23 protein-coding genes and 1 tRNA gene are annotated in these 25,788 nt (G+C 56.7%); 9 read left to right on the top strand and 15 right to left on the bottom strand.

The annotated features are described in order from the left end of the window. Nucleotides 1-7: 7 nt before the first annotated feature. Nucleotides 8-454, bottom strand: a complete 447-nt coding sequence (locus B5D61_RS01110; RefSeq protein WP_078811453.1) for a GAF domain-containing protein — start codon at nt 452-454, stop codon at nt 8-10. A gap of 65 nt (nt 455-519) precedes the next feature. Here B5D61_RS01110 and B5D61_RS01105 point away from each other — a divergent pair, with 65 nt between their 5' ends. Continuing rightward, complete coding sequence (locus B5D61_RS01105) at nt 520-1,146, top strand: hypothetical protein (RefSeq protein WP_139372984.1); 627 nt, start codon at nt 520-522, stop codon at nt 1,144-1,146. Between the two features lie 93 nt (nt 1,147-1,239). On the opposite strand, the gene B5D61_RS01100 is transcribed toward B5D61_RS01105, so the two are convergent. Together B5D61_RS01100 and gnd are read right to left on the bottom strand one after the other, a co-directional pair. Next, nucleotides 1,240-1,644, bottom strand: coding sequence for a hypothetical protein (locus tag B5D61_RS01100; protein ID WP_078811451.1), 405 nt, complete (start codon nt 1,642-1,644; stop codon nt 1,240-1,242). A gap of 272 nt (nt 1,645-1,916) precedes the next feature. Then, nucleotides 1,917-3,359, bottom strand: coding sequence for a decarboxylating NADP(+)-dependent phosphogluconate dehydrogenase (gene gnd, locus B5D61_RS01095; RefSeq protein WP_078811450.1), 1,443 nt, complete (start codon nt 3,357-3,359; stop codon nt 1,917-1,919). Nucleotides 3,360-3,582: 223 nt separating this feature from the next. Between gnd and B5D61_RS01090 the strand changes: the two genes are divergently transcribed. Next, nucleotides 3,583-4,449 (top strand): hypothetical protein, encoded by an 867-nt coding sequence (locus tag B5D61_RS01090; RefSeq protein WP_078811449.1) that lies wholly within the window; start codon nt 3,583-3,585, stop codon nt 4,447-4,449. A 370-nt stretch (nt 4,450-4,819) separates the two neighbouring features. Here B5D61_RS01090 and B5D61_RS01085 read toward each other — a convergent pair whose 3' ends face one another. After that, nucleotides 4,820-6,625: an FAD/NAD(P)-binding protein gene (locus B5D61_RS01085; protein ID WP_078811448.1), complete on the bottom strand. Its 1,806-nt coding sequence runs from the start codon at nt 6,623-6,625 to the stop codon at nt 4,820-4,822. A 273-nt stretch (nt 6,626-6,898) separates the two neighbouring features. Here B5D61_RS01085 and B5D61_RS01080 point away from each other — a divergent pair, with 273 nt between their 5' ends. The 3 genes from B5D61_RS01080 (at nt 6,899) to B5D61_RS01070 (ending at nt 9,585) form a co-directional block, all read left to right on the top strand. Further along, on the top strand, nt 6,899-8,158 hold the full coding sequence (locus B5D61_RS01080) for a zinc-dependent alcohol dehydrogenase (RefSeq protein WP_078811447.1): 1,260 nt from the start codon (nt 6,899-6,901) through the stop codon (nt 8,156-8,158). Between the two features lie 31 nt (nt 8,159-8,189). After that, entirely contained in the window at nt 8,190-9,074 is an 885-nt protein-coding gene (locus tag B5D61_RS01075; protein WP_078811446.1) for an SDR family oxidoreductase, read from the top strand. 64 nt (nt 9,075-9,138) lie between these two features. After that, entirely contained in the window at nt 9,139-9,585 is a 447-nt protein-coding gene (locus B5D61_RS01070; RefSeq protein WP_078811445.1) for a PA2169 family four-helix-bundle protein, read from the top strand. A 486-nt stretch (nt 9,586-10,071) separates the two neighbouring features. Here B5D61_RS01070 and B5D61_RS01065 read toward each other — a convergent pair. Further along, nucleotides 10,072-10,146 (bottom strand) — tRNA-Arg (locus B5D61_RS01065). Between the two features lie 77 nt (nt 10,147-10,223). Here B5D61_RS01065 and B5D61_RS01060 point away from each other — a divergent pair. Both B5D61_RS01060 and B5D61_RS01055 read left to right on the top strand, forming a co-directional pair. Continuing rightward, nucleotides 10,224-11,672: an aminotransferase-like domain-containing protein gene (locus B5D61_RS01060; protein ID WP_078811714.1), complete on the top strand. Its 1,449-nt coding sequence runs from the start codon at nt 10,224-10,226 to the stop codon at nt 11,670-11,672. Nucleotides 11,673-11,755: 83 nt separating this feature from the next. Continuing rightward, nucleotides 11,756-12,010, top strand: a complete 255-nt coding sequence (locus B5D61_RS01055; protein ID WP_078811444.1) for a hypothetical protein — start codon at nt 11,756-11,758, stop codon at nt 12,008-12,010. 57 nt (nt 12,011-12,067) lie between these two features. On the opposite strand, the gene B5D61_RS01050 is transcribed toward B5D61_RS01055, so the two are convergent. The 6 genes from B5D61_RS01050 to B5D61_RS01025 all read right to left on the bottom strand — a co-directional run bounded on the left by B5D61_RS01050 (nt 12,068) and on the right by B5D61_RS01025 (nt 17,297). Then, the gene (locus B5D61_RS01050; protein ID WP_078811443.1) at nt 12,068-12,748 is read right to left on the bottom strand and encodes a hypothetical protein; all 681 of its coding nucleotides are present in this window, start codon (nt 12,746-12,748) and stop codon (nt 12,068-12,070) included. A 32-nt stretch (nt 12,749-12,780) separates the two neighbouring features. Beyond that, on the bottom strand, nt 12,781-13,251 hold the full coding sequence (locus tag B5D61_RS01045; RefSeq protein WP_078811442.1) for an eL24 family ribosomal protein: 471 nt from the start codon (nt 13,249-13,251) through the stop codon (nt 12,781-12,783). Between the two features lie 86 nt (nt 13,252-13,337). Then, a complete protein-coding gene (locus tag B5D61_RS01040) occupies nt 13,338-13,622 on the bottom strand; it encodes a hypothetical protein (protein WP_139372983.1) in 285 nt (94 codons plus the stop codon). Nucleotides 13,623-13,699: 77 nt separating this feature from the next. Continuing rightward, entirely contained in the window at nt 13,700-15,031 is a 1,332-nt protein-coding gene (locus B5D61_RS01035) for a GntT/GntP/DsdX family permease (protein WP_176159159.1), read from the bottom strand. Between the two features lie 36 nt (nt 15,032-15,067). Then, nucleotides 15,068-15,685, bottom strand: a complete 618-nt coding sequence (locus B5D61_RS01030; protein WP_176159158.1) for a GNAT family N-acetyltransferase — start codon at nt 15,683-15,685, stop codon at nt 15,068-15,070. A gap of 367 nt (nt 15,686-16,052) precedes the next feature. After that, nucleotides 16,053-17,297 (bottom strand): argininosuccinate synthase, encoded by a 1,245-nt coding sequence (locus tag B5D61_RS01025; RefSeq protein WP_078811438.1) that lies wholly within the window; start codon nt 17,295-17,297, stop codon nt 16,053-16,055. Nucleotides 17,298-17,387: 90 nt separating this feature from the next. Between B5D61_RS01025 and B5D61_RS01020 the strand changes: the two genes are divergently transcribed. Both B5D61_RS01020 and B5D61_RS01015 read left to right on the top strand, forming a co-directional pair. Continuing rightward, on the top strand, nt 17,388-18,827 hold the full coding sequence (locus tag B5D61_RS01020; protein ID WP_078811437.1) for an arylsulfatase B: 1,440 nt from the start codon (nt 17,388-17,390) through the stop codon (nt 18,825-18,827). Between the two features lie 54 nt (nt 18,828-18,881). Continuing rightward, nucleotides 18,882-21,554, top strand: coding sequence for a DEAD/DEAH box helicase (locus B5D61_RS01015; protein ID WP_078811436.1), 2,673 nt, complete (start codon nt 18,882-18,884; stop codon nt 21,552-21,554). A gap of 40 nt (nt 21,555-21,594) precedes the next feature. Here the strand turns inward: B5D61_RS01015 and B5D61_RS01010 are convergent, their stop codons facing one another. The 4 genes from B5D61_RS01010 to B5D61_RS00995 are packed head-to-tail and all read right to left on the bottom strand — an operon-like array spanning nt 21,595 to nt 25,776. Beyond that, complete coding sequence (locus B5D61_RS01010; RefSeq protein ID WP_078811435.1) at nt 21,595-22,392, bottom strand: class I SAM-dependent methyltransferase; 798 nt, start codon at nt 22,390-22,392, stop codon at nt 21,595-21,597. Between the two features lie 45 nt (nt 22,393-22,437). After that, nucleotides 22,438-23,898 carry an ATP-binding protein gene (locus B5D61_RS01005; protein WP_176159157.1) on the bottom strand — a complete coding sequence of 487 codons (1,461 nt, stop codon included), beginning with the start codon at nt 23,896-23,898 and terminating at the stop codon, nt 22,438-22,440. 6 nt (nt 23,899-23,904) lie between these two features. After that, nucleotides 23,905-24,555, bottom strand: a complete 651-nt coding sequence (locus B5D61_RS01000) for a response regulator transcription factor (protein ID WP_078811434.1) — start codon at nt 24,553-24,555, stop codon at nt 23,905-23,907. A 12-nt stretch (nt 24,556-24,567) separates the two neighbouring features. Then, nucleotides 24,568-25,776: an ABC transporter permease gene (locus tag B5D61_RS00995; RefSeq protein ID WP_078811433.1), complete on the bottom strand. Its 1,209-nt coding sequence runs from the start codon at nt 25,774-25,776 to the stop codon at nt 24,568-24,570. Between the last annotated feature and the right edge of the window lie 12 nt (nt 25,777-25,788).

The following is a 25,788-nucleotide window of genomic DNA, read 5'->3' as shown; positions in this document are numbered from 1 at the left end:
AGCCCGCTCATCCTGGCAGCAGCCTAGCCGCCACAGAAGTGGCTTCAGCGACGAGGCGGGCTTTCTCGGTCTCCGTAAAGTCATAGGGCACGCGCTTACCAATGCCGAGCGTGCCACAAAGGCGCTCGCCATCTAGCACCGGCACGGCGAGGCTACCCTGCACCTGCGTTTGCTTCGCCCCCTCTCGCGCCACGCCGCTTGTGTCCGTCTGGAGATTGCACAGCTCGACGGGCTCCCGCCGCTGCGCCGCCGCTCCGGCGATGCCCTTGCCAATGGGGATGGCCTGGATCACCGGCATGAGCTGTGGCGGGATGCCCAGCTCAGCCACCAGCTTCAGGTGATTATCCACCGGATCAAAGCGATGCAGCGTGCCTGTCACGCAGTCAAAATCGGCCACAACGGATTGTAAAAACAGGCTCCAGTCGTCGGGGGTGGGTTTGCTTGGCAGGTCCATAAGGCGAAAAGAAGATTGTCTGAAACGGTGCAGGAGTCTAATCTTGACATTCAACTCTGCCTGAAATGATGAAAAAGTGCGCTGCCATTCTTGGCCTTTGTTCCCTGTCTCTAGCGAGCCTCGGCCAGACACCCGCCCCCGGATTCCAGCCCGTGGTGGGACGTACACTCTATCATCAGGATGACTCCCGCACAGAGATGGTGAAGGACCCAAACACCCGGGAAATGACCGAGATGACTTACAACACTGCGGGGCAGCTCACAGTGAAAAAGGTCTTTCTTCTCAATGAAAAAGCTGAACCCATTCAAGGCAATGTCTATGACGGCCGTGGTACATTGGTAGCCCGAGTCCAGTGCCTTTACGATGAGTTCGGACGCCGTAAAGAAGATCGTCTCATCAACCTACAAGGCGAGGTCTTCCAACAGGTCATCCACAGTTACGGAGCTGACGGTAAGGAGCTCGCTCCGAAGGTCGTGAACCTGAATGCCGCATCGCCCACACTGAAGCCTCAAGCTCTGGATTATACCCAAGGGGGAGCCCCAGGTCTCCCCGCAGGAACCCAGCCCGATAACTCCCGATTTGCTCCACCGGTGGTTCCAGCCAATCCCGGACAACCAACTCCACCAGCCAGTCAGCCTGCGGCAGGCCAAGAAAAGAAGCCCAGTTTCTTCAAGCGTCTGTTTAAAAAATAGATCGCACAGAATGGCACCGACAGCCGTTAACCAGTAAACCGAGAGATCTTGTTTGCGCTGCAAACAATAATGCCCGAGGCGGCAATGCTCGTCTCAAGCGGCCTGCCGTGGCAGCGTCATGCGAGCGGCGGGCCAGGAGGCGATGACGGTCTCCGGTTCGAAATCGGCGAGGTCTTCCTGAATGCGAGCGGGGTCAATGACGAGGACGTGGGCATCTGGATAATTGACACGTGCGAGCATGGCCAGCCCTGGATTGTGAACCACAAAGACACCGGTCATGCTGCCGAAGGAGGGCAGTGCGCGGGGATGCAGTGGCAGAAAGCGCATGTCATCCCGGTCGGTCATGGTTTCCACCCCACTGCTGGCCACATAGACATAGCCCATGGAGGTGAGGCGGCGGGCGAGATTCAAGATGATCTCCTCCTCGGCGCGGGTGACACCGGCAGGGATCATGAACAGGAAGTTATGCAGAGCGGGGACGGTTTTGGAGCAGCGCATGGCTAGGTGAATGGGTTATTCAGCCTTTACGCAAACGCTGTGCCACGCGCTGACCACGCGTTTTTTGGCCTGAATAACCAGGGTATACCCCGAGGCGATATGCAGGATGCAATCTACTCATGAGGCAAGCGATGGCAAAGTGCACTTGCCGACAGCTCCTCGCGGGCAACGGAGATCTCCTCCTTCCCTGATAAAACAGAAAGGCGGCTGGGTCGCCCCAGCCGCCTTTGAGAAGAGAAGAGTCAGACGCAGCGAGCGCGTCTCTACACGGATTAACCGATCACTTCAGGCCACTCGGTGTGGAAGAACTGACCTTCTGGCTTGTCGAGACGCTCGTAGGTGTGAGCGCCGAAGAAGTCACGCTGGGCCTGCAGCAGGTTAGCTGGCAGACGTTCAGCACGGTAACTGTCGTAGTAGCCCAGGGAGGCGGAGAAAGCTGGAACCGGGATGCCGTTCAGGGTGGCGATGGACACCACTTCGCGCCAGTTCTGCTGGGTCTTGCTGAGCACGTCCTTGAAGAAAGGATCGAGCATCAGGTTGGCCAGATCGGCGTTGTTGCGGTAAGCATCGGTGATGCGGTTGAGGAAGCGTGCACGGATGATGCAACCGCCGCGCCAGATGGAGGCGATACGGCCGAGGTCGAGGCCCCAGTTCTTCTTCTCACCCATGGTCTTGATCAGGTCCAGACCCTGAGCGTAGGAGATGATCTTGGAGGCGTAGAGGGCGTCGTGCACCTTCTTCACCAGCTCAGCTTTCTCGGTAGTGATGTTCACCGCAGGACCGGTGAGCTCCTTGCTGGCGGCCACACGCTGCTTCTTCTGGGAGGAAAGAATACGGGCTTCCACCGCGGCGTTGATGGTGCTGATCACCACGGCGTTTTCAGCGGCATTGAGGAGCGTCCACTGGCCGGTGCCTTTCTGGCCGGCTTTGTCCACGATGAGTTCGACGATTGGCTTGCCGGTCTCAGGGTCCTTCTGCTCCAGGGCCTTGCCGGAGATCTGGATGAGGTAGCTGAGCAGGTCGCCTTCGTTCCACTCGTTGAAGATGGCAGCCATCTCGTCGGTGGTGATGCCAGCGGCCTTGAAGATGTTGTAGGCTTCGCAGATGAGCTGCATGTCGCCATACTCGATGCCGTTGTGGATCATCTTTACATAGTGACCGGCGCCGCCTGGGCCGATGTGGATCACGCAAGGCTCACCGTCCACCTTAGCGGAGATGCTTTCGAAGATCGGCTTCATCACCTCCCAAGTGCTGGCAGGGCCACCCGGCATGATGGAGGGGCCTTTACGAGCGCCTTCTTCACCACCCGAGACCCCAGCACCGATGAAGCGCAGGCCTTTTTCAGCTAGGTAAGCGTCACGGCGTTCGGTGGTCTGGTAGAAGCTGTTACCACCGTCGATGACGATGTCGCCTTTTTCGAGGAGAGGAATGAGCTGCTCGATCACAGCATCCACAGCGTCACGATCGGTGTCCTTCACCGCAGTGGACTTCACCATGATCTGAATCTTGCGTGGGGTGGCCAGGGACTGGACGAACTCTTCGAGGGTCTTCGTGCCCACCAGCTTCTTGCCTGGGTGCTTGGCGATGAACTCGTCGGTGGTGGCGGTGGTGCGGTTGTAAACGGAAACCTGGAAGCCACGGCTTTCCACGTTCAACACAAGGTTCTGGCCCATCACGGCGAGGCCGATCAGTCCGAAGTCACTTTTTTGGCTCATTTCAGTCAGTATAGGGGTAGGTTAGGCCGCCTGCGCGGGGGCCGAAGTGATACCCGTGCGGGGGACATTCGCAAAGGGGATTTTACTCATGAGAGCGATGAGCGGGACTGATACCCCCCTCAAATCCCCCCATTTTCGACGCCGACACGGCCCGATTTGAGCGGTATTTACGGTTTTCTTACTCGTGCAAATTGCGTCCATTCTGTAAATTTCCCGGTCACACATGTTGCCTTCCCGCCCCACACGCTCCCTCACCGGTGTCCTTTTGACGCTGATGGGGCTCAGCCTTTTCACCTTGGCTGCACTCGGCGAATGGACAACCTGGGGCCGTGGTTATGGTGACCAGAAACGAGACTGGGAGAGGTTCGATCCCGCCCTAGTCACCCAAGTGCAGGATTACACCGCGCTGAACCATGCGGTGGACAAAAAGCTGGAGGGTAACTCCCTCAGCGACGCGGAAAAGATCGCTCTGATGTGCGACATCGTCGAGGATCGCTTCACCCACGCCGAGGCCACTCACACCCTGGCCAGCAACTGGATTCTCTACCTCGCTGGCTTCGTGCATCCCACCTTCCGGCACATCTGGTCCCCAGAGCGCCTCGTCTCCCACGGCTACTCTCTCTTCTGCGATCAAGCCTCCTACCTCCTCCTCCACCTCGCTCACGCTCATGGGTTCAAAGCCCGTCACATCGGCCTGCAGGGCCACGTCGTCATGGAGGTGTGGTATGACAACGACTGGCATCTCTACGATCCCGACCTGGAGATCATCCCCACCAATGAACAGGGCCGCGTGCTCAGCCTGGATGAGCTGGCTCACAATGAGCCCCTGCTCACCCGCTACTACGGACCCCACCCGGATATGGTCGATCTCATCCGCCATCGGGAAAACCACCTCTACATGAGCACGCCGGAAGAAGCCCGCTTCGAGTGGAAAGGCAACGTGCTCGCAAAGCTGGAAACCGTCACCGAGGCGCTCAAGTTCGCCATTCCGCTTCTGCTCATCCTCCTCGGCCTGCGCCTGCGTCGGCCCGCCCTCCCGCAGCCCTTCCCTGCCCCCAGTCTGGCGACAGCCCCCGAGGCCGCTGCCTAAGCTCCGCCTCTCACTCTCGGTTAGGCTCGAAAGCTCACACGTCAGAGTCAACGTTCTTCCCAGGGTTCCTGGCCTACCATCGAGACTCGCCAACGAGGCGAACGGCACTATTCAGAGGCATTGTTATATTATCGTCAAATCCTCGATTCAGAAAACCAATGAGGGATTAAAAGGTATAACTGGCCAAGAAACTCCGTTCCATTATTCAATTTTAGAAACAGTTCCTCCCTCAGTAAGGTATGAATGCCACCTCCACGGTGTTTCTATCCGCACTATTCGACCTATAACACTTGTGATTTCCTTCCAAGGAATCCGCTTCAACGGTGAAGCGAATATTACAGTCAAGCCAATCAGGCGTCTTTGCTCCGACTCACACGGCCTCATAAACGCGGGTTAACGCAGCGAGATCCATTTCCAAGGCGGTTGCTGCCTTGATTTCCTCCACCCAGCCTTTAACAAGGATGGCTGCGGTATGATTGCAGGCTTGCAACCCATATGAGTAGGGGCGCAGGCCAGTGAGGTGCGGAAAAGCGACGTCGTGGATGCGACGATTAGGCTCCCCTTCATGGTTAAGAACACGATAGATGCCATCCACATCAATGCCTCCAGGATGATACAGCCATTGCCCATTGTCTCTGAAAACGTGCCTCTTTTGCTCCTTCGCCAGATCGTTATGTGCCCTCCCTTTTAAAAAGCGGCTGCGAGCCTTACGCACCGACTTTTGCTTGATCAAACTTGAAAAGGGATAGTTCTCTAAATCCAACGGCTGCTGACCGCTACAGTCGATGAACATGCGATAAAGGCGCGTGGATTTGTTACCTTCGTCATCCACCTCAATGGTGGTCACGTTTTCCTCCTCTTGGTTTTCGGCTAAGGTGACTTTACCGGGAACCAATTCCAGGATGCCTGCGTCACGAAGCGCAAGAATCCTATTTCCGGAAGGGAGAGGCATAGCGGCGATCACATTCATTAGAAAAGGCATCACCTCTTTTTGCAAAATGAGGACGTCCTCTGCAGGCATGAATCCCACATGAAAGTTGAGAGTGTACATGAGGTCATCGATCACCTCCTTCCAATGAATGGGCCGATGTTTTTCGACCGATTCCTTAGCCCCGATCATCTCCGTGCGCATCCCCTCAAAAGCATCGCAGTATTCATGCTTATCCGCCATCTCCTCGACAAAATCCAGCAGAGTGAAATTAGGATTAGCAAGGCGTTGGACCATCTCCGGCATCTCATCCTTTCGAAAGGCCTCCTGTAGCACTGGGCGGCAGACTTGATCATAATATTTCTCTAAGCGCAGAAAGCCATTTCCATCCAGCAGAGCCAGGATGCCTTCACGATCCACATGCCGATAGATCAACCTGAAGTTGTTGACTTGATCGAACTGTAAATGTGGAAGTAATCCTTGAGCCGAATGCATGACGATCCTGAAGCCCTCCGTGCCAGTGTGGGGAGAATAAGTGGTTCCATCGGGGCCTTCTGTGAATGTTCCATGGCGATGCGCCAGGGAGGAGATCACATCAAAGGCACTGAGAGACGCTCCAAGTGTCCCGATGGTGAAATTATAAAATTCTCCCTCGTTGGGTAGCAGTTTGGAGATGGGCCAAGGCGAAGCGTAATATCCGGATTGGGGTCGATCGTGATTGGGCCAGTAGTGACCTGTGGCTATGACCACACGGTCAAACTCATGCGTTTGTCCATCCTGCGTGATCACAGTGACTCGACCACTTTCAGGATCATCCACCATATCCGTGACTTCACTGTCGGCATATGGATGCACACGGATGCCTACGGCCACCAGCCAAGCCGTAAGAACATGATACTGGGCTCTAAAATACTGCCCCAACGCAATGCGGCTATACACTTCGTCGTCCCGAATCTCCCCACCATCAAGATCCAGCGCGGCGAGAACCTCTGGGCCTTGAGCACGGAGCCAATCTCCAAAGGTGACGGGCAGTTCTGGTAACTCCTCCGAGGAGATGTTCGCCATATTAAATTTGTCCGTGGTGAGCGGGCTGTAGGGCATGCCTGTGCCGGTCAAAGGCTCCTTTTCAAAGATGGTGATGTCGCGCAAAGACGAGCTTAATGCAGCAGCTTCATCGAAGATATGCTTCAGCAAGTAGAGCGAGGAGGGTCCACTGCCGATGATGGCAAGCTTGGGGGGAGGGTTCATTCGGGAGAGTTGAGTCAAACGCTGGTAATCATCTATCGTCTGAGGAGCCTTCTGTGGCCTTTGAGCGAAACGGCCTCAGGAACAAATCCAGATGCAGGCCCCCTCAGACTTTTCCTTCACAGGTTTTGCTTTTTCCTATCTAGATGTGAGAACACTCTGCCGTCTCTGGAAGGCAACTGAGGAAGGCGTGACCAACAAGAACTGAGGTTCGTTAGGCCCGCAGGTCTAATTTCACACCTCCGCTTTCGATGAACTCAGCGAAGCCTTGTCACTATGAAAGCCGCTGTATTTCACTTTCCTGGCAGGATTAGTGTGGATAACGTTCCTGATCCGCGCTTGCATCATCTGGAGGACGTCATCGTCCGTGTCACCGCAACAGCCATCTGCGGGTCTGACTTGCATATCTACAATGGTTTCACCCCCCAAGTGAAACCCATGATCATGGGCCATGAATTTATGGGCATTGTCGAAGATGTCGGCCCCGGCGTCACCCGCCTCAAAAAAGGGGATCGAGTGGTTGTGCCCTTCCCCATCGCGTGTGGAGGATGTTTTTTCTGTAACCATCACTTGCCTGGACACTGCGAAAACTCCAACCCCTCCAAATACGGTCCGGAAGGTTCTTTGCTGAAAGAAAAAGGCGGTGGCATGTTTGGTTATACCGATCTTTACGGAGGCTACGATGGAGGCCAGGCAGAATACGTCCGCGTGCCTTTTGCCAATTTTGGTCCTCGGATCATTTCCTCGGACTACAGCGACGAAGAGGTGCTGTTTCTGACAGACATTTTTCCCACGGGCTTCAGCGCGGTGGAATGGGGCGGAGTTAAAGGAGGCGAAACCGTCGCCGTATTCGGATGCGGTCCGGTCGGACTCATGGCGCAGAAAGTGGCTTGGGCTCGTGGTGCAGCCCGAGTCATTGCGGTTGATATCGAAGACTACCGATTGGAGATGGCTCGGAATGTCTGCAAATCCGAGACAATCAACCTTCACGACCAGGATCCGGCGGAAACAATTCGAGAGCTTACTCATGGGCGTGGAGCAGATGTTTGCATTGATGCGGTGGGCCAAGAGGCGGAGCGTAGCCTGTGGGATAAGATCGCCAATATTGTTCATCTCCAGGTCGGAAGCCTCAACGCTTTGCGAATGTGCCTCAGCGCTGTCCGTCGGGGTGGGATTGTCAGCGTGGTGGGTGTTTATGCGGTGCCCTATGACAATTTTCCGCTTGGGCAGATCTTCGATAAGGGGATCTCCATGCGTTTTGGGCAAGCCCCCGTTCATGCCTGCATCGATGATCTGATTCAATGGGTGGAGTCCAAAAAGATCCGGCTGGACGACATCATCACCCACCGGGTTCCGTTAACCGATGCTGCCCATGCTTATGACATCTTCAATAAGAAGAAGGACGGCTGTGTGAAGGTGGTCATGTATCCGGGATCCTCATCGACTGCCGCACCCTCCGTTGCGGAAACCTTTGAAAAGGAAGCCTCCGAGACTCCAACCACGGCGATCTTGGGAACGCCCGCTCCAGCTTTTTAACGCTTTTTCGAACCCTCACCACTCACGTTCTATGAATACCCATTCTCTCGTCGATCCTCGTTATCTATATCCCACGCCACCTTATAAAACCAAGGCTCAAACACCTCCAGGCACTGAGGACGAGATGGGCCCCCAAGCCGATCACGGCGAAACAAGCTATCAAGGCCACAATCTATTGCTTGGACGTAAAGCTCTCATTACCGGCGCTGATAGTGGCATCGGTCGTGCGGTCGCTCTCGCCTTTGCGCGAGAGGGCGCCGATGTCGCCATCTCCTATCTTTCCGAACATGAAGATGCCCGTGCCACTGAGCAACTCGTCATCGAAGCGGGTCGAAAAGCCGTGCTTCTCGCCGGAGACATCGCCTCAAAACAAACCTGTAAACAGATCACTGACACCGCATTACATCAGCTTGGTGGGATCGATATTCTGGTCAACAACGCCGCCTTTCAACGATCTCGCAAACAACTCGATGACACGAGTGATGATGAATTTGTCGAAACCTATGAGGTCAATGTGTTTGCGATGTTTCGCTTATCGCAACTCGTGATGCCGCACATTCCTGCTGGGGGTTCGATCATTAACACCGCCTCGATTCAATCCTTCGATCCCAGTCCCGAACTCTTGGCCTATGCCTCTACCAAAGCGGCTATCGTTAGTTTTTCCCGCTCTCTGGCCAACATCGCCATCAAACAGGGAGTCCGGGTGAACTGCGTCGCTCCGGGGCCTGTGTGGACACCGCTGATCCCGTCGACACTGCCGAAGGAAAAAGCCAAAATGTTCGGCGCTGACAATGCCTTTGGCCGCGCTGCTCAACCTGTCGAACTCGCACCTCTCTTTGTCTTTCTCGCTTCCCCTCAGGCTAGCTATGTCACAGGCGAAGTCTTCGGCGCGACTGGTGGTCAGATGCCCATTTGAGCCATGAATATGAAAACAAATTTTGAAGCGCAAAGAATCACTTCTTAGCGAACTACACACACCTATGAACACCATCTCAACGCTCAATAATCTCATTGAAACTCTCAAAGACGGGCAGAACGGCTTTGCCGATGCGGCCCAAGACGTGCCTGATGCCGACCTTAAAAGTCTCTTCCTCGGCTATTCCCAACAACGAGCTCAGTTTGCAGGTGAACTGCAGGGCTTGGTTAAAAGTCTTGGCGAGGATGAACCTACCGATAGCGGCTCACTCGGGGGAGCAATTCATCGTGGATGGATCGATTTAAAAGCCGCTCTCTCCACTCGCGACAATCATGCCATTCTTTCTGAATGCGAGCGTGGTGAAGACGTCGCCGTAGCCGCTTATAAAAAAGCGCTCGAACAGAAGGAGTTGCCAGTTAACGTGATTGACATCGTCCAGACTCAATATGCCACAGTAAAAGCTACTCACGATCACATCCGCAACTTGCGGGATAGCTTGGTTGCAGCATAACCTTTTTTGCAGCGGGTTTGAAGGCGTGGGTACTACCCACGCCTTTTTTATTGGACAGTATTGAGCTTCGGTGACTTTCCCATACTTTGAATTTGAAAGTGGCGGAGCAGATTAAACAAGCAGGATTGGATTGCCCAGCGAACGCCCCAGGCTCCGCCCCTTTTTAAATCTCTACTCCATGGTTTCGCCCTACCTCGTCATCTTGGGCAACACAGCATTTTGGGATGCATCCTGAATCCCAGTTTCAGGAGCCGTCACTCAATCAAGTTCCTGATAGAACCTCACTGTAAGCAGGGCATAACAAGAAGGAATGCACCGCCCCGAAAGATCCCGCATCTCCAGATTGAGTTTTGTAAGCTGCGGATGCAGCATGCGAAAATCGCCTCTCAGAGACAGTTGCCCACAGCCTGAAACAATTTTGAACGCATTGTCAGTCCTGTAATCAGCCGACCCCTTCCATGAACCCCAAACAATTGATCTTCAACATGGTATCCCGGACAGGAATCGAACCTGTATTTAGAGTTTAGGAAACCCTCGTTCTATCCATTGAACTACCGGGACGCAGGTGCTACGCGCTGGGTGTATCATTCAAAGGCTTCGGTTCATGCTCAAGTGTGAACTTTGGCTATTTTCTTCCCATGACCTCGTCTTCCTCCGCCAGTGCGTCCTCGCTTCCCCTCTATCAGGAGGTGGCGGATAAGCTCGCGCGACTGATTCAGGGGGGTGTCTTGCGTCCGGGGGAGAAGATACCGTCCCTGAGAAAGGTGAGTGGGCAATACGGGGTGAGCCTGACCACGGCCATTCAGGCGTTCATTCAGCTGGAGGATCGAGGTCTCGTGGAAGGTCGGCCCAAATCAGGCTTTTTTGTGCGGGTGCAGCCAAAGCCGATCAAAGAGCCTGCCTTCCAACGACAACCCGCGGCGAGCAGCATCACCCAGGTCTCCGTCGGCGGGTTACAATCGAGGCTGTTCGACGCCGCTATGGTTCCACGCATCCTCCCTCTGGGGGGAGCGGTTCCGGTGCCGGAACTGCTGCCCATGGTGAAGCTGAATCGCAGTCTGGCGGCGGTGGCCAGGCGTCAGGGGAAAAGCGGTGTGGCCTATGACATGCCTCCCGGCTCCGAAGTTCTCAGGCGGGAGATTGTGAAACGGACGCTGAATGCCGGCGCCACGCTGCTACCGCAGGAAGTCATCACCACCTGTGGAGCGACGGAGGCCCTGATGCTCTGCCTGCGGGCGGTGACGCAACCCGGCAGTGTGGTGGCCGTGGAAAGTCCGGCTTACTTCGGGGCACTGCATGCGCTGGAGGAGCTGGGGCTACGTGCCGTGGAGATCCCTACCGATCCTGAGCATGGTATGGATCTGGATGCCTTGGAGGTGGCTTTGACCCAACATGACATCTCGGCCTGTCTGGTGGTGCCTAATTTCAGCAATCCCACAGGCAGCCTCATGCCCGATGCGCATAAGCGGAGTCTGGTGCAGATGCTGGCTGAGCGCGAGGTGCCGTTGATCGAGGACGATGTGTTTGGAGAATTGCATCATGGTCCGCATCGGCCTCATCTGGCCAAGAGCTACGATGAGAAAGGGCTGGTGATGCTGTGTGGCTCCTTTTCCAAATCACTCGCACCCGGCTATCGCGTGGGTTGGGTGGCTCCAGGTCGCTACTACGACCGGATCAAGGCTCTGAAGCTCACCACCACACTTGCGACGCCCACTCTGCCGGAGCTGGCCATCGCCGACTTCCTCGCCAATGGAGGTTACGATCACTACCTGCGCTCCGCTCGCGCCTTCTACGCGGCCAATACTAAGCGCGTGGGGCAGGCCATCCGCCTCGCCTTTCCTGAAGGCACCCAGGTGAGCCAGCCGCAGGGAGGTTTTGTCCTTTGGGTGGAAATGCCCACCGGAGTGGATGCCCTGCGCCTACAAGACGAGGCGCTGGCCCACGAGATCAACATCGCTCCAGGGCCCATGTTCTCAGCTAACCAGGGTTACCGAAATTGCGTCCGCATCTCCTGCGGCGTGCCCTGGACAGAACGGCTCCATCATGCGCTCCAAACCCTGGGCAAACTGGCGGCGAGGCAGATGTGATCGGATACAGATCCATCTGTGCATGCTCTGAACCGAGCTATCTGTATCTGGTGGCAGGGTTGGCTTAGCCACACATTCCGAGCATGAACCTCGAACTCATCGCCGCCATGACGCTCAGCCGTGAAGATCTGTTTCCTTTCAAGGTGCTCGCCTTCATCTGTGTCGCAGGCACTCTGGCTCTCGGTTATTATTTCTGGAAGCACCAGGTGCGTCTGTTTGGCTTCGATGACGAAATCCCTAGCGACACCAGCGGCGGACGTGACTACGGGCGCATGCAGACCTGGGTGCTCTGGTGGGGGATGCTCTGCGTGTTCGCGTTCTTTGCGTTTGCTTTGTAGGGTGCATTCAGCAGTGGCCCAAGAGCACGGAATTTATTCCGCACTCCGAAACACGGATCACTTCTTGGACACCGTCCAATACAGCGAGGCACTGTGGCTGGTGATGGCAAAGGGCACACCCAAAAAGTAGCCGGGCAGATCCTCGGAATAACGAGCCACGGTGAGCAGGTAAGGTCCAGCCTTCGACAGATCCTCCACTCTCACATACCCTTCTGCATCGGTTTTCAGCTTGATCTCATCGGAGGCGGGTGGATGCAGACCGACTTCAAGGTCGGGCAGCGGTTTGCCACGGAAATAGACACGAGCCTCGCCAGGTTGACCCGTCGGCACGATGTCCAGGGTCATGGCCGGGGTCCCTGCACCCCCGCCCTCGGGCTGCCAGCGGCAGTAGAAGATGGGAGCGCGGGCAGGCTTATCCTCATGGAGCTTGCGCACTACAAAGGGAGCCTGACCGAAAGCAGGCTTGTCAGAGGTAGACCCAGTTAACAAAAAGTGATCGCTTTTCTTCACGATCTCGAAGACCGATGGAGCCCCTTTTTCACCGACGGCCCAGCCGCTGACCTGAGTAAAGGAATCCAAGTGTCCAGGTGAGGTTTCAAACTCCTCCCCCCACTCGGCGAAGCGAATGCAAAGCTGGCCGTCAGGAAGAGCTTCGATCCAAACCGAATGGGCCGAGGAAACGCTGGCCGTCAGGCAGACAAGAGCAAAGGCGAAAGTCGCGATGAGTGAACGCATCATATGTAATAAATCTATAGTTAGGCGAAGGGAGATTAGATTTTACCTTTCAGCTGAGGCAGCAGACCTTTGGCATAGGCTTCCTTGGCGTATTTATCAGGATCAGCCTCCCAGGTTTTCAGGTGGCCAGGTTTGGAGAAATACACCTTCACGCCTTTGTATTCCACGGAGGGAGAGGCAGGACCGACGAGACGTTTGTCGCTGAATGGACAGAAGCGTTGCTCAAGAAGATGGATGTCTCCCGGCACCTTGACCGCCTGCACCGCAGGCACGCTTTTCATGATCTGAAACAAAGCCACGTAGTAGTCCGGCTCTTTTTTAAACTGCTTCACACAGGGACTGCAGCAGAAGAAGATGTCGTGCCCTTGATAGCTGACCTTCGCTTCCACATCGGCTTCGTCCTCCGTCATGATCGGGCAGGTTGGATTGGCTGGCTCCTCGGCCTGCACAGGAGCTAAGGCTAAGAGCAAGGAGAGGAGAAGTCGGAATTGGTTAGGCAAGTTCATGGTAAGGGGATGATATAAGACGGAATGCCGCTATCTGAATGCCCCCACTTGTCAGGCTTTGATGGTCGCTTGCCATTCCCTGCCCTTCATGCCGCTTTCAGCAGCAGCATGACGTCCGCCTCGCTGGACGTGAACAAACGCAGAGGGCTGCACTGAGGCACATCGAGCTGATCTCCGGCCCGCAGCTCGCGCTCGCAGCCGGGGATGCGCACGCTGGCTTCTCCGAAGGTGACGATGACGGTCGTGCTCGCCGGGAAACAGGCCTCGAAACACCGGCAGTCAGGTTTCAGCCCCAGGAGATGGGCTTGGACACAGTCGTTCCTAAACAGGCAACGATGTGCGTGTTCGCCAAAATCGATTCTTCGAGTCATGCACCACCCATCGCCTTTCTTACATGCGATGCTGTGGCGCAAATGCGCGGCTTTGGCGGTGGCTTGACCTGCTCCGATTAGAACACCAAATCCAAGCCCCAGGCGACGAACAGACCGGTGATGCCCACGAGTGTCTCTGTCACCGTCCAGGTACGCAGCGTCTGCGCAACGGTCATGCCGAGGAGTTCCTTCACAATCCAGAAACCCGCGTCATTCAGGTGTGAAAGGAACAGTGATCCACAGCCAATGCCGACGACGACGAGCTCGGGGTTCACATCTGGATTACCAATCACCAAAGGAGCGACCAAGCCGCTAGCGGTGGTGATCGCCACCGTGGCCGAACCTGTGGCCACGCGCACTAGAGCCGCGCAGACCCAACCGAAGACAAGAGGTGGTAGATGCGCCGCCTCGGCCATATCCCCAATCGCTCCGGCAGCACCGCTGGCTTCCAGCACGCCTTTGAATCCACCGCCACCACCGACGACCAAAAGGGTCATGCCCACGGCTGCAATGGCTTTTTCACCGATCTTCAGGGACTCTGAGCGTGAGAAGCGGAAAACGATGCCTGCAAAGATCACCGAGAGGCCCAAGGCCAAGGTCGGATTACCAATCACGGAAGCGATCTGACGAATCGGGTGATTGGGATCTTCTTCCAGAAGTTCCGCCACCGTCTGGGTCATGAGCAGCAGGATCGGCACCACAAGCACCGCCACGGTCACACCCAAGGAAGGCTTGGCACGTGCTGCAACCACTGGGTCCACGGGGGGCAATTCAGGAGTTGTCACCGTCACCCGAGGCACCACCCAACTCGCGAAAATCGGGCCCGAAATCGCCGCCACAGGCACAGCGGCGAGCAAGCCCCACAGCATTACTTTCCCGAGATCAGCATTCAGCGCCTGCAAGGCTACCACGGGCCCCGGATGCGGAGGCATAACACCGTGCATGATGGACAGCACCGCCAGCATGGGAATCGCCAGCTTCAAGAAAGGCTCCTTCGTCTCACGAGCCAGGGTGATCAAAATCGGCACCAGCATCACCAAACCCACGGCAAACCATGTGGTCAGACCGATGCACAGGCCCAGCACCATCAGGCACCAGTGAACCCGCTTCGGGCCAAACAAACGGATCAACGCCTTCGCCAGCACCTCCGCGCCACCCGAGGCAGCCAAGAGACCGCCTAGAATCGTGCCCAGGCCCAGCACACCGGCAATCCCGCCCAACGTGCCGCCCATACCGCTTTCAAAGGCTTTCACCATCTTCACCGGGTCCATCCCCGAGCCTAAACCCATGACGATCGAAGCCAGCAGCAGGGCCAAAAACGCATTCATGCGCGCCCAGGCAATGAGGATGATCAAAACAGCCACCGAGGCTGTGGAAAGATAGAGCAGGTTGAGAGATTCGGGAGTCACAATAAGAAGAGAAAAAGACAGAAACGCACCTGAGGGTCAATCCTTCAAAGTGATTTCTTCATTCATGCTCTTCCTGACCTGAGCCAAGCGCTCGCGCAGATGGTCGCCTGCATGATTGTTTTCCAGCAGGGATTCATCCAAAATCAGAGTCGTCTGCCAATGCCGAGGTGCCTCTTGCTCCATCGCCCCCAAGGCATCCCACCAGGCCCGCATGGTGATGTTTTCGTGCAGCACATGCCCCACCAACCGCTGAATGCCCAAGGTCAGCGCATGCTCCCAAAGCAAAGCCAATAGTAAGGTGCCCACGCCCAGCCCCTGAAACTCATCCGCCACGGTGAAGGACACTTCCGCAGCCGTCGGATCGTCCTTCAAGCGCCAAAACGATGCGCCTCCGACACCGGGGATATCTTCACGCGTCTGATGCCGTGCCACCCAGGCCACATGGTCCTTCTGATCTGGTGAGCAGAGCTCTTCGATCAAACGGGGATTGAGTTCCCGCACACGGGTCCAAAACCGAAAGTAACGCGACTCTGGCGACAGCCTGCGAAACGCCTCCGTGATGAAATCCCGATCCTCGGGGCGAATGGAACGCACCGCCAAAGGCGTGCCATCCCGCAAGAGGAAGGAAAGCTCGCGCTGGGGATCGAAGGACATGCCAGGAGCTTTGGCACAAGGTGGTGGAAACATCCAGCAAGGTGTGAGGCCATCTTGGCCTCATGTCAGGGCTAGAAGCCTTCACGCCTTGAACAGAGTCTGGAACCTGTTTTTTTAGATCTTGAGCTCATCCATTTCCGGTTTGGTACGTTTAGGAAACCTTGGCTAACAAGGAGGTGGGGATGTCTTGGGCGAGCCTGTAGACAAAATGCAAAACGTCTACAAACGATCGCAAAAGGGAACACAGGGTGCAAGGCCGACATGGACGTCGAAGCCTAACCATCACACCAAGAACACGAAAAAGCCCGGAAACCTGACGGCTTCCGGGCTGGATGTAGACGGAATGAACGTTCAGCCTGTAAACCAATTAACCACCGATGTTGGCAGGTCCGTTGACCTGGGAATTCACGCGGAGGCGCAGGCCATTCAGATGGATGAAGCCGGTGGCGTCGTCCTGGTTGTAGGCCTTGGTCGGGTCCGCTTCCATCGTGGCGATGTGCGGGTTGTAGAGGCTGAACTGGGACTGACGGCCCGCAGCGTGGATGCCGCCTTTATACAGCTTCACACGGACGGTGCCGGAGACGTTCTTCTGGCTCTCAGTGACGAGGGCCTGGAGGGCGAGACGCTCAGGGGCATACCAGAAGCCGTTGTAGACGAGCTTGGCATACTCAGGGATGAGGCTGTCACGCAGGTGCATGACTTCGCGGTCCATGGTGAGGGACTCGATCTGGCGATGGGCGAAGTGGAGGATGGCACCACCGGGGGTTTCATAGACACCGCGGCTCTTCATGCCGACGAAGCGGTTTTCCACCATGTCCACACGGCCCACGCCGTGCTTACCGCCGAGCTTGTTCAGCGCTTTCATGACCTGGAGTGGGTTCATGGGCTTGCTGTTCACGGCCACACAGTTGCCTTTATCAAAGTCGAGCACGACGTATTCGGCCTTGTCCGGGGCGTCTTCAGGGAACACTGAGAGGGTGGTGAAGTAGTCGCGATACTTGACGTCACCGGCGTTGAACCAAGGGTCCTCCAGGATACCGGCCTCGTAGCTGATGTGGAGTAGGTTGCGGTCCATGGAGAAGGGCTTCTTCGCGCTGGCCTGGATGGGAATCTTTTTCTCTTCGCAGTAGGCGATCATTTCAGCACGGCCCGGAAACTGGGTGCGGAAACGCTCGTCGCGCCAGGGGGCGATGATTTCGAGGTCAGGAGCCAGCGCGGCGGTGGTGAGCTCGAAACGGACCTGATCGTTGCCTTTGCCAGTAGCACCGTGGCCGATAGCGGTGGCACCTTCAGCCTTGGCGATCTCCACCATGCGCTTGGCGATGAGAGGGCGGGCGATGGAGGTGCCGAGGAAATACTGGCCCTCATAGATGGCCCCGGCCTGCATCATGGGGAAGATGAAGTCCTTGGCGAATTCCTCCTGGAGGTCATCCACGTAGATCTTCAGAGCGCCGGTCTTCTTGGCTTTGGCGTTCAGACCTTTGAGTTCATCGTCCTGACCGATGTTCGCGCAGAAAGCGATGACTTCAGCATCATAGGTTTCTTTGATCCAGGAGAGCAGGACGGAGGTGTCGAGGCCGCCGGAGTAGGCGAGGACGATTTTCTTTTTCATGTGTGGATGGGGAATACGGAGAATAACCAGTTCAGCGGGATTGTCGAATGGAGAGAAAGGCGGGGGAAAATCCGGTCGTTTCAGCGGGCCATGAAACGCCTTTTCCTCTTTTTAGCCGCGGTGGTGGGTCTGCACGCGGAGGCACCGAAGCCGAACATCGTTTTTATCTTGGCGGATGACCTAGGGCGGGCCGACTGCGGCTTCATGGGAGGAGAGATCGCCACGCCGCATCTGGATAAGCTGGCTAAGGCAGGCGCTCTGCTGGATCAGTTTTACGTGCAGCCTGTGTGTAGTCCCACGCGGGCGGCGCTGATGACGGGGCGGTATCCGATGCGCCAAGGTCTACAAGTCGGGGTGATCCGCCCTTGGGCGAACTATGGCCTCGACCTTTCCGAGCGGTTGCTGCCTCAGGCGCTGAAGGAGGTAGGGTATCAAACCGCCATCGTCGGCAAGTGGCACCTGGGATTCGTCACTCGCGAGTATCTGCCCACTCAGCGGGGGTTTGATCAGCAGTATGGGCACTACAATGGGGCCATCGATTACTTCAAGCTGGAGCGGGATGGCGGGCATGACTGGCATCGCAATGACCACCGCAGTGATGACAAGGGCTACTCCACCCATCTGCTGGGGGAGGATGCGGCGCGCGTGATCCGTGAGCGGGATAAGGACAAGCCCCTTTTCCTCTATGTGCCTTTCAATGCAGTGCATAGCCCTTGGCAGGTGCCGGAGGAGTATGTGAAACCCTATGCCCATCTGAAAGGCAACCGCGCCATCTATGCGGGGATGCTGACCTGCATGGATGAGGCCGTAGGTAAGATCAGCGCAGCGGTGGATGAAGCGGGGATCCGGGATAACACGCTCTTCATCTTCAGCAGTGACAATGGGGGCCCAAGCCCGGGTGTTATCACGGATAACGGACCCATTCGCGCGGGCAAAGGCACCCTGTATGAAGGCGGCACTCGTGTGGTGGCCTTTGCGACTTGGCAGGGGAAAATCCAGGCAGGCAGTGTGGTCAAGGCACCGCTCCACATCGTGGACTGGTATCCGACCTTGCTGAAGCTGGCAGGGGCTTCGGCGGAGCAAAAGCTGCCTCTGGATGGCAAGGACGCCTGGCCTGCCATCACCGAAGGTGCGGCCTCTCCGCATGACACGATCCTTTATAACACGACCCCTAACAACGGAGCCATCCGCATGGGAGACTGGAAGCTGGTGATCAATGGCAGCAACTTCGCCGGGGAAGAGAGCGAAGATGGAGGGGCCCAACCGAAAGGTAAGGGTAAGGGTAAGGGGAAAGGTCAAGGCAAAGGGAAGGCCAAAGCGAAGAAGGCCCCTGCCAGCAAGGGCAAAGACACGGTCGAGCTCTTCAACCTCGCCGATGATCCTTACGAGGGGAATAACCTCGCCGATAGCCATCCCGAGAAAGTGGCCGAACTGAAGGCCAAGCTGGATGAGATGGCCGCTCAAGCTCTGCCACCGAAGAGCAATCCGATGCCCAAAGACTACACGGCACCGAAGGTCTGGGGCGAGTGAGAAGACACCTCTTCCCGCCTTGCTCCGGCCTGGTTTTTCGACCACTAGGCAGGCATGCTTCTGCCTGTGCTCACCCCTGACGGCCACCTCCTCACCGAGGGGGAGGCAGCCACGGCTGAGGAGAAGCGTTTGGCCGCCACGGTGAAGGCTGGGCTGGGCGCTGTGGGCATCCTTCTCGGCACGGAGCTATTGCAGGCGGAGCTCACGCCTCCCTGGCGCTGGTTGAGGGAGGTCTCTCGGCTGTTTTTGACCCGTCTCTGCCGGGCGCGTGATGTGCAGCAGCTTCCTCCACCGGAGGAGAAAGTGTGGCAGGAGCTCATTCAGACGGCTCCGCTTTTTCCAGGTGCGGAGTGCCTGACTCCGGGGTGGCTGAGCCAAGTCTGGCGGGCCTTGCAGGAGAGTGTCACGGCCCAGATCTCCGCGCATCCTGAAGGATTGGAGGGGTGGCTTCAGGCAGGGAATACGACGTGGCATCTCGTGGGGCGGGTCACTTTTCACCTGGCTGAAAACAAGGCCGATCCTCAGCGCCCTTTTGCCTTCCTGGCGACCTTTGCCGAGAAGCTTGGAGCATCTGGGCAACTCCAGCACCTGCCGTTGGCTCGGGCTTTGCAGCTCTATGCGGGGCAGAAGGACGCAGCCGCCATGCAGGCCCTCCTGAGCCCTGTGCGCATCGCGGCCGAGCAGAGCTCCTTGCTGAAAGAGTGGCTGGAGACGCGGCGCTTGTTTCAGCCTCTGGCGCTGGACCCTCAGGAAGCTTATCGCTGGCTGAAGGACACCGCCGTTTTCCAACAAAGCGGCATTGTCGTGAAGGTGCCGGATTGGTGGAAGGAGGGCAAGGCCACACGACCCACGGTGCAGATCACGCTGGATGCTCCGACCGATGGTGCAGGGCTTCATGCAGGGGGTTTGCTTTCCTTCCGGATGGAAGCCGCGCTCCAGGGCGAACCGCTCACGGACGCGGAATGGGAGAAGCTACTCAGTGCACAGACGGGGCTCGTGTCTCTACGTGGACGCTGGGTGGAGGTTCATGGAGCAAAGCTGCATCAGGTGCTGGAGCATTGGCGCAAGGTGCAGAATGCCGTGGGTGAAGGGCTCATCGGTTTCCTGGATGGCATGCGTCTGCTGGCTCGATACGTGCCCCGAGCCGAGGTGGAGGAAACCGTGGATGCGGAGACGCTACAAGACTGGACGCAGGTGATCGCCGGGAAAGGATTGGCGGACGTACTAGAGAGGCTGAAGTCCCCCGGATGCATCGCTGCACCGACGAATCTCCAAGCCACGCTGCGCCCTTATCAAGCTCAGGGCTTATCATGGTTGCATTTCATGACGCAGCTCGGTCTCGGTGCTTGTCTTGCTGATGATATGGGGCTCGGCAAGACTCTCCAAGTCATTGCTTTGCTGCTTCTGCGCCAGCCTCGGAGACTCGCTCCCACCTTGCTGATCGTGCCCGCTTCCTTGATTGGCAATTGGCAGGCGGAGATGGCTCGTTTCGCTCCAGACTTACGGGTCTTCATCGCACACCCCTCCTCCGTGGACCGGGGGCCTTTGGATGAAGCCATTCAGGCACCTCAAAGGACGCTCCAGGGGATGGATGTGATGCTCACCACCTACACCTTGCTACAGCGAACGGAGAGCTGGCAAGCCCATGCATGGGGCTTGGTGATTCTGGATGAAGCTCAGGCCATCAAAAACCCGAGCAGTGGTGCCGCGCAGGCCGTGAAACGCCTCCAGGCTCCCTCGCGCATTGCACTCACGGGCACACCGGTGGAGAACCGTCCTGGCGATCTCTGGAGCCTGTTTGATTTTTTGAATCCTGGCTTGTTAGGCCCTGCTTCGGTTTTCGCGGAAGTAGTGAAGCAGTGTGCCGCGAGTCGCGAAGGTTACGCGCCGCTGCGCAGGCTGGTGCAGCCTTATATCCTGCGCCGGATGAAAACGGATAAGAGCATCATCCAGGACCTTCCGGATAAGATCGAGGTCAAAGCTTGGTGCAGCCTAACTAAAAGACAGGCAACGATTTACGCCAAGCTGGTGGATCAGATGACCAAGCTGATGACGGACCCCAGTCTTGATCCTGTGCGCAGGCAGGGACTCATTCTGAGTTATCTCATTCAGTTTAAGCAGGTGTGCAATCATCCTAGCCAGTGGAATGGCGATGGTGTTTGGGGTTTTGAAGACAGTGGCAAGTTCCAACGTCTCGGTGAGATCTGTGCGGAGATCGCCGCCAAGCATGAACGGGTTTTGATTTTCACCCAATTCCAGGAGACCTGTGATCCACTGGCCCGTTACCTAGCTCGTCTCTTTGGGCGGGAAGGACTGATTTTACATGGAGGCACTCCTGTGAAGAAGCGTCCTTTGTTGGTGGCAGAATTCCAAACGCCAGAGGGGCCGCCTTTCATGATCATCAGTGTGAAGGCTGGAGGCACAGGACTGAACCTCACGGCCGCGAGTCACGTCATTCACTTTGACCGTTGGTGGAACCCCGCTATTGAGAACCAAGCCACGGATCGAGCCTTTCGAATTGGCCAGACGAAGAACGTGCTCGTGCACAAGTTCGTCTGCCAAGGAACCATCGAGCAACGCATCGATGCCCTGCTGGAAAAGAAGACTACTATGTCTGGGGCCTTACTCAGTAAGGAAGGTGGCGCAGAAGCCCTGCTCATGGACTTGAGCACCACCGAACTGCTGCACCTCATCTCCTTGGATGTGAATGCAGCGTTGGCTGGATGACGTTGATGTGTTGTACGCTCGTTGATGCAAAACTTCCGTTTTACTCACGAACAAGGATCAGCACGATGTCGGCATAGCTGTCATCCAGCTCTCGCGGCTCGTGGATGTTGTAGGTGAAGTCGTAGCAGGCGGCCAGATGCAATTCGGGCACTTGGCCCAGCAGGGCTTTGACTTGGCGTGCGTCGTAGGTGCGGAACTGCCAGCGAGTTTCTTGCAAGTGGGAACGCCCGGCATGGGTGATCTTCAATCGGGTGCGCAAGTCCTCCAGCCGTGTCTTGCGGTTGGGGGCCCAAGTGTGGGTGTTGCAGACGACATGGATGTCATCGCGCTGAGCCACCCAGCGCTCGTGTTCTTCCTTCCCCTTCGAGTAGTCGCTCAAATGCAGGCCGAGAGCAAAGACACCCCCAGGCTTTAAGCAAGCCGCGATACGTTGCAGAAAGGCCACCGCATCCGCTTCGGTAAGCAGGTATTTGAAAGTGCTCACGAGACAATGCGCCAAGTCATACGGCTCCGTTTTAGGCAGGTGAAAGCTCTGCATCCAATCACTCCACAACAGGGCTTGCAGGCCCTCTTTGCTCAATCGTTCACGAGCGAATTGCAGCATGCGTTCATTGCCATCGAAGCCCGAAACTTTCCAGCCACGTCGAGCCATCTCGAGCACGAGGCGGCCACTGCCACAGGCAGGCTCTAGGAGTTTCCGAGTGCGGCTGCGTGGCCCGTAGCAGGCCCAGACTTCCTCAAGGAATGCCGCTTCACGAGGCGTGTCTCCATCGAAGATGATGTCGTAATAAAGCGGAGTGTCATACCAGTCGCGATGATCCGTGGGCATTGATGCCATCGTTAGAAAGGGGCGAGGCCGAAATCCACTGCGATTATCTTTAGTCTAAGCCAGAGCTTCATCCTGCAATTCCGTCAGATGACGCGGTAGTTTGACTTCGAAGCTTGCACCCTGCGGTAGATTGACTGCCTGAATGCTGCCACCGTGTTTATCAACGATCGCTTTGGCGATGGAAAGTCCGAGGCCGGTATGGCCTGAGGTGCTGGTGCGTGCTTGGTCTGCTCGATAGAAACGATCAAAAATGTGAGGCAGATCGGTTTCCGCAATCCCTGGTCCATCGTCACTGACCGTGAACATCGCCGTGTCACCTTCTCGGCTGCAACTGACTTCGACTTTACCCCCATGTTGCAGGGCATTACTGATGAGATTGCTGGCTAGAATGGCCAGTCCTGCGGGATCTGCCCTGAGGGGAACGGAGACGAGACTGGAGACGATGTGATGACCGCGTTCACGAGCTAAAGGCGTCAGCTGCTGGATGACTTCATGCAGGATCACCGCGAGATCGCAGGATTCGTGATGCGTCCTAACGCCATCGTTTTCTTGTCGGGCGAGGAGCAGCAAGGCCTCGACGAGGCGGCGCATGCGCTGAGCGGTGAAAGCGCAGGTTTCGAGCACCTCACGATATTCCTCAGAGCTGCGTTCACGCTTGAGGATGCGTTGCGTCTCCGAAAGCAGGATGGTGATAGGCGTGCGTAACTCATGGGAAGCATCCGCAGTGAATTGACGCTGTCTTTCGAAGGAGGCATGCAATCGCTCGAAGGTTTGGTTGAGCACTTGACTGAGTTGCCCGAGTTCGCTGTCAGTCTCGGTGATGTCGATCCGCGCCTCAAGATTGCCATCGGCGATTCGCGTGGCGGTTTGACTGATCGCTTGGATAGGGCGAATGGCGCGTCCGGATAACCACCAATCACCCAGCAGTGCCAAGATCCAAACACCGAGCCCGATGAGCAAATGCAACCAAGCCATGGTGCGCATTTCTTGAAGTTCAGGAGTGATGTCACGGCCCACGACGATCTTCAGTCCATGGGCTGTGCTGCGCAGGTTTTCACGGCGATTGTCGATGCTACGGGCCTCTTCGCTCACATCCGTGGCAGGGATGGGCAGGAACTTGAGATCAGCCGGGGCATTCTCCGATTGCAGGATGATGTTATCGTCTTGGTCGCGAATGCTGTAGTAGGCATACCCGGGTTCGGTTCCTTGAAACTGAGTCGCCGTGGCTTCAGGTGGAGCGACTTTTTGAGCGATGAGCTTTTGGACGAATTCAGGGAAAGATAAGAAAGGCTGATCGTGTCGGGCTTCGGGACTGGGGATGCCTTGAATCACATCCATGAGTGAACGGATCAAGCCGCGCTCCATGCGGCCGAGTTCACGATCAATCCGCTGCATTTGATTCTCCAACGCAAAGTGATACCCCGGGCCAAATGACGCTGCAATAACGACCAAAAGCAGCAGCCCATGCCAAACCTGGAGCCGCCAGCGGAGGGATTGGAGAAGTGTTTTAATCATTTCTAGTTAGGTCATGCTGTAGCCATGGCCACGCCGGGTGGTGATGATGTCAGGGCCGAGCTTCTTGCGCAGATTGGAGACATGCACATCCAGCAGATTGGAAAGGGACGAGTCATCTTCATCGAAGAGATGCTCATACAGGGTCGTGCGACTGACCACTTGGCCGCGATGGAGGGCTAGGTATTCGAGCAGGGCGTATTCTCTAGCCGTGAGGGCGACTTCTTGGCCACTGAGCCGGACGGTGCGAGCCGCCGTGTCCAGGGTGAGCTCGCTGATCTCGATGATGGAATGGGTTTGACCCGCCGCACGCCGTATCAGCGCACGCAATCGGGCGAGCAGTTCGTCGATATCGAAGGGCTTGGTCAGATAATCATCGGCCCCTGTGTCGAGGCCTTTGATGCGATCTCGCACCGCATCCCGAGCGGTAAGCATGAGCACGGGGGTTTTTCGAGCGGGTCTTAATCGCTCCAGGACTTGCCATCCATTCAGGTGAGGCAGCATCACATCCAGGATGATCGCATCGTAGTTTTCGGTCTGGGCTTTGAAGAGACCGTCCTCGCCGTCCTGAGCCTCATCCACAGCATAGTTTTCTTCCCGCAGAGTGGCGGCAAGGCTACGTATCAGGTGAGGATCGTCTTCGACCAGGAGGACTCTCATGACATGAGCGGTTTATTCGTGACGTAGGGCTTCGATCGGGTCCAGCTTGGCCGCACGGCGAGCCGGAGTGAATCCAAAAATGATGCCGACGGCTGTGGAGAAAAAGAAGGCGATGATGTTGATACGTGCATCAAACATAAACGGCACGTCGATGAGCTGTGCCAGAAAAATGCACAGTCCCAGGGCCAATGAAATGCCAATGACTCCGCCAATGGACGAGAGTGTCACCGCTTCCACGAGGAACTGGAGCAGGACCTCACGGGCCCGTGCTCCGATGGCCAGACGGATTCCAATCTCGCGGGTGCGTTCCGTGACGGACACCAGCATAATGTTCATGATGCCGATGCCGCCGACGAGGAGACTGACCCCTGCCACGGCTGCGAGCAGGCTGGTCATCATCTGAGTGGAGGCACTCAGCGTCTCGGCCAACTGACGGGTGTCGCGGATGGAGAAGTTGTCATTTTCATTCGCTTGCAGTGAACGACGCTGCCGCATCAGCGAGGTGATGTCATTGATCACGGCATCCGTATCGGCTCCATCTTCGGCAGACATCATGATCTCCCGGACGTCTTGTGCCGAGGTCTTGCCGACCAGGCGACGTTGGAGCGTGGTCAGTGGCACGACGACCGTATCATCTTGGTCACCTCCAAAGGATTGTCCCTTGGAGACTAGAATGCCAATCACAGTGCAGGAGGCTTTGCCCAGACGGATCTTTTTCCCCAGGGCGTCATCACCTTCAAACAACTCTTTTTGAACCGTGGTGCCGATCACGCAGACGGCCGCTCCGGTGCGATAGTCTTCTTCGGTGAAGAAACGTCCTTCACCGATGCTCCATTTGCTGATGTTGAAGTATTCCGGTGTCGTGCCTGTGATCTGGGTGGTGCGGGCGTTTTGGAAGTAGATGGTGCTGAGGCTTGCCGACATCACCGGAGCGACGGCAGCCAGCCCGGTGATCTGATCTCGGACAGCATCGGCATCTCTTTGGGTGAAATTGGGAACCCCAGCCGTGCGCGGGCCAAAGCCGGTGCCGGGACGGAGCGTGAGGAGATTGGTGCCGAGATTGGAGATTTGGTTTTTCACCGCCTGAGTGGTGCCTTGGCCAAGCGTGACCATGGTGATCACGGCGGCGACCCCGATGATGATGCCGAGCACCGTCAAAAAGGCACGGGTGAGGTTTCGCCGTATTTCGCGGAGAGCGATGGTGAAAGCATTCCAAAGCATACGAAAGAGCAA

The organism is Prosthecobacter debontii (genome assembly GCF_900167535.1).
GTDB lineage: Bacteria > Verrucomicrobiota > Verrucomicrobiia > Verrucomicrobiales > Verrucomicrobiaceae > Prosthecobacter > Prosthecobacter debontii.
Note: the sequence above shows the minus strand (reverse complement) of the source record. Positions and strands in the feature narration are given on the sequence as shown.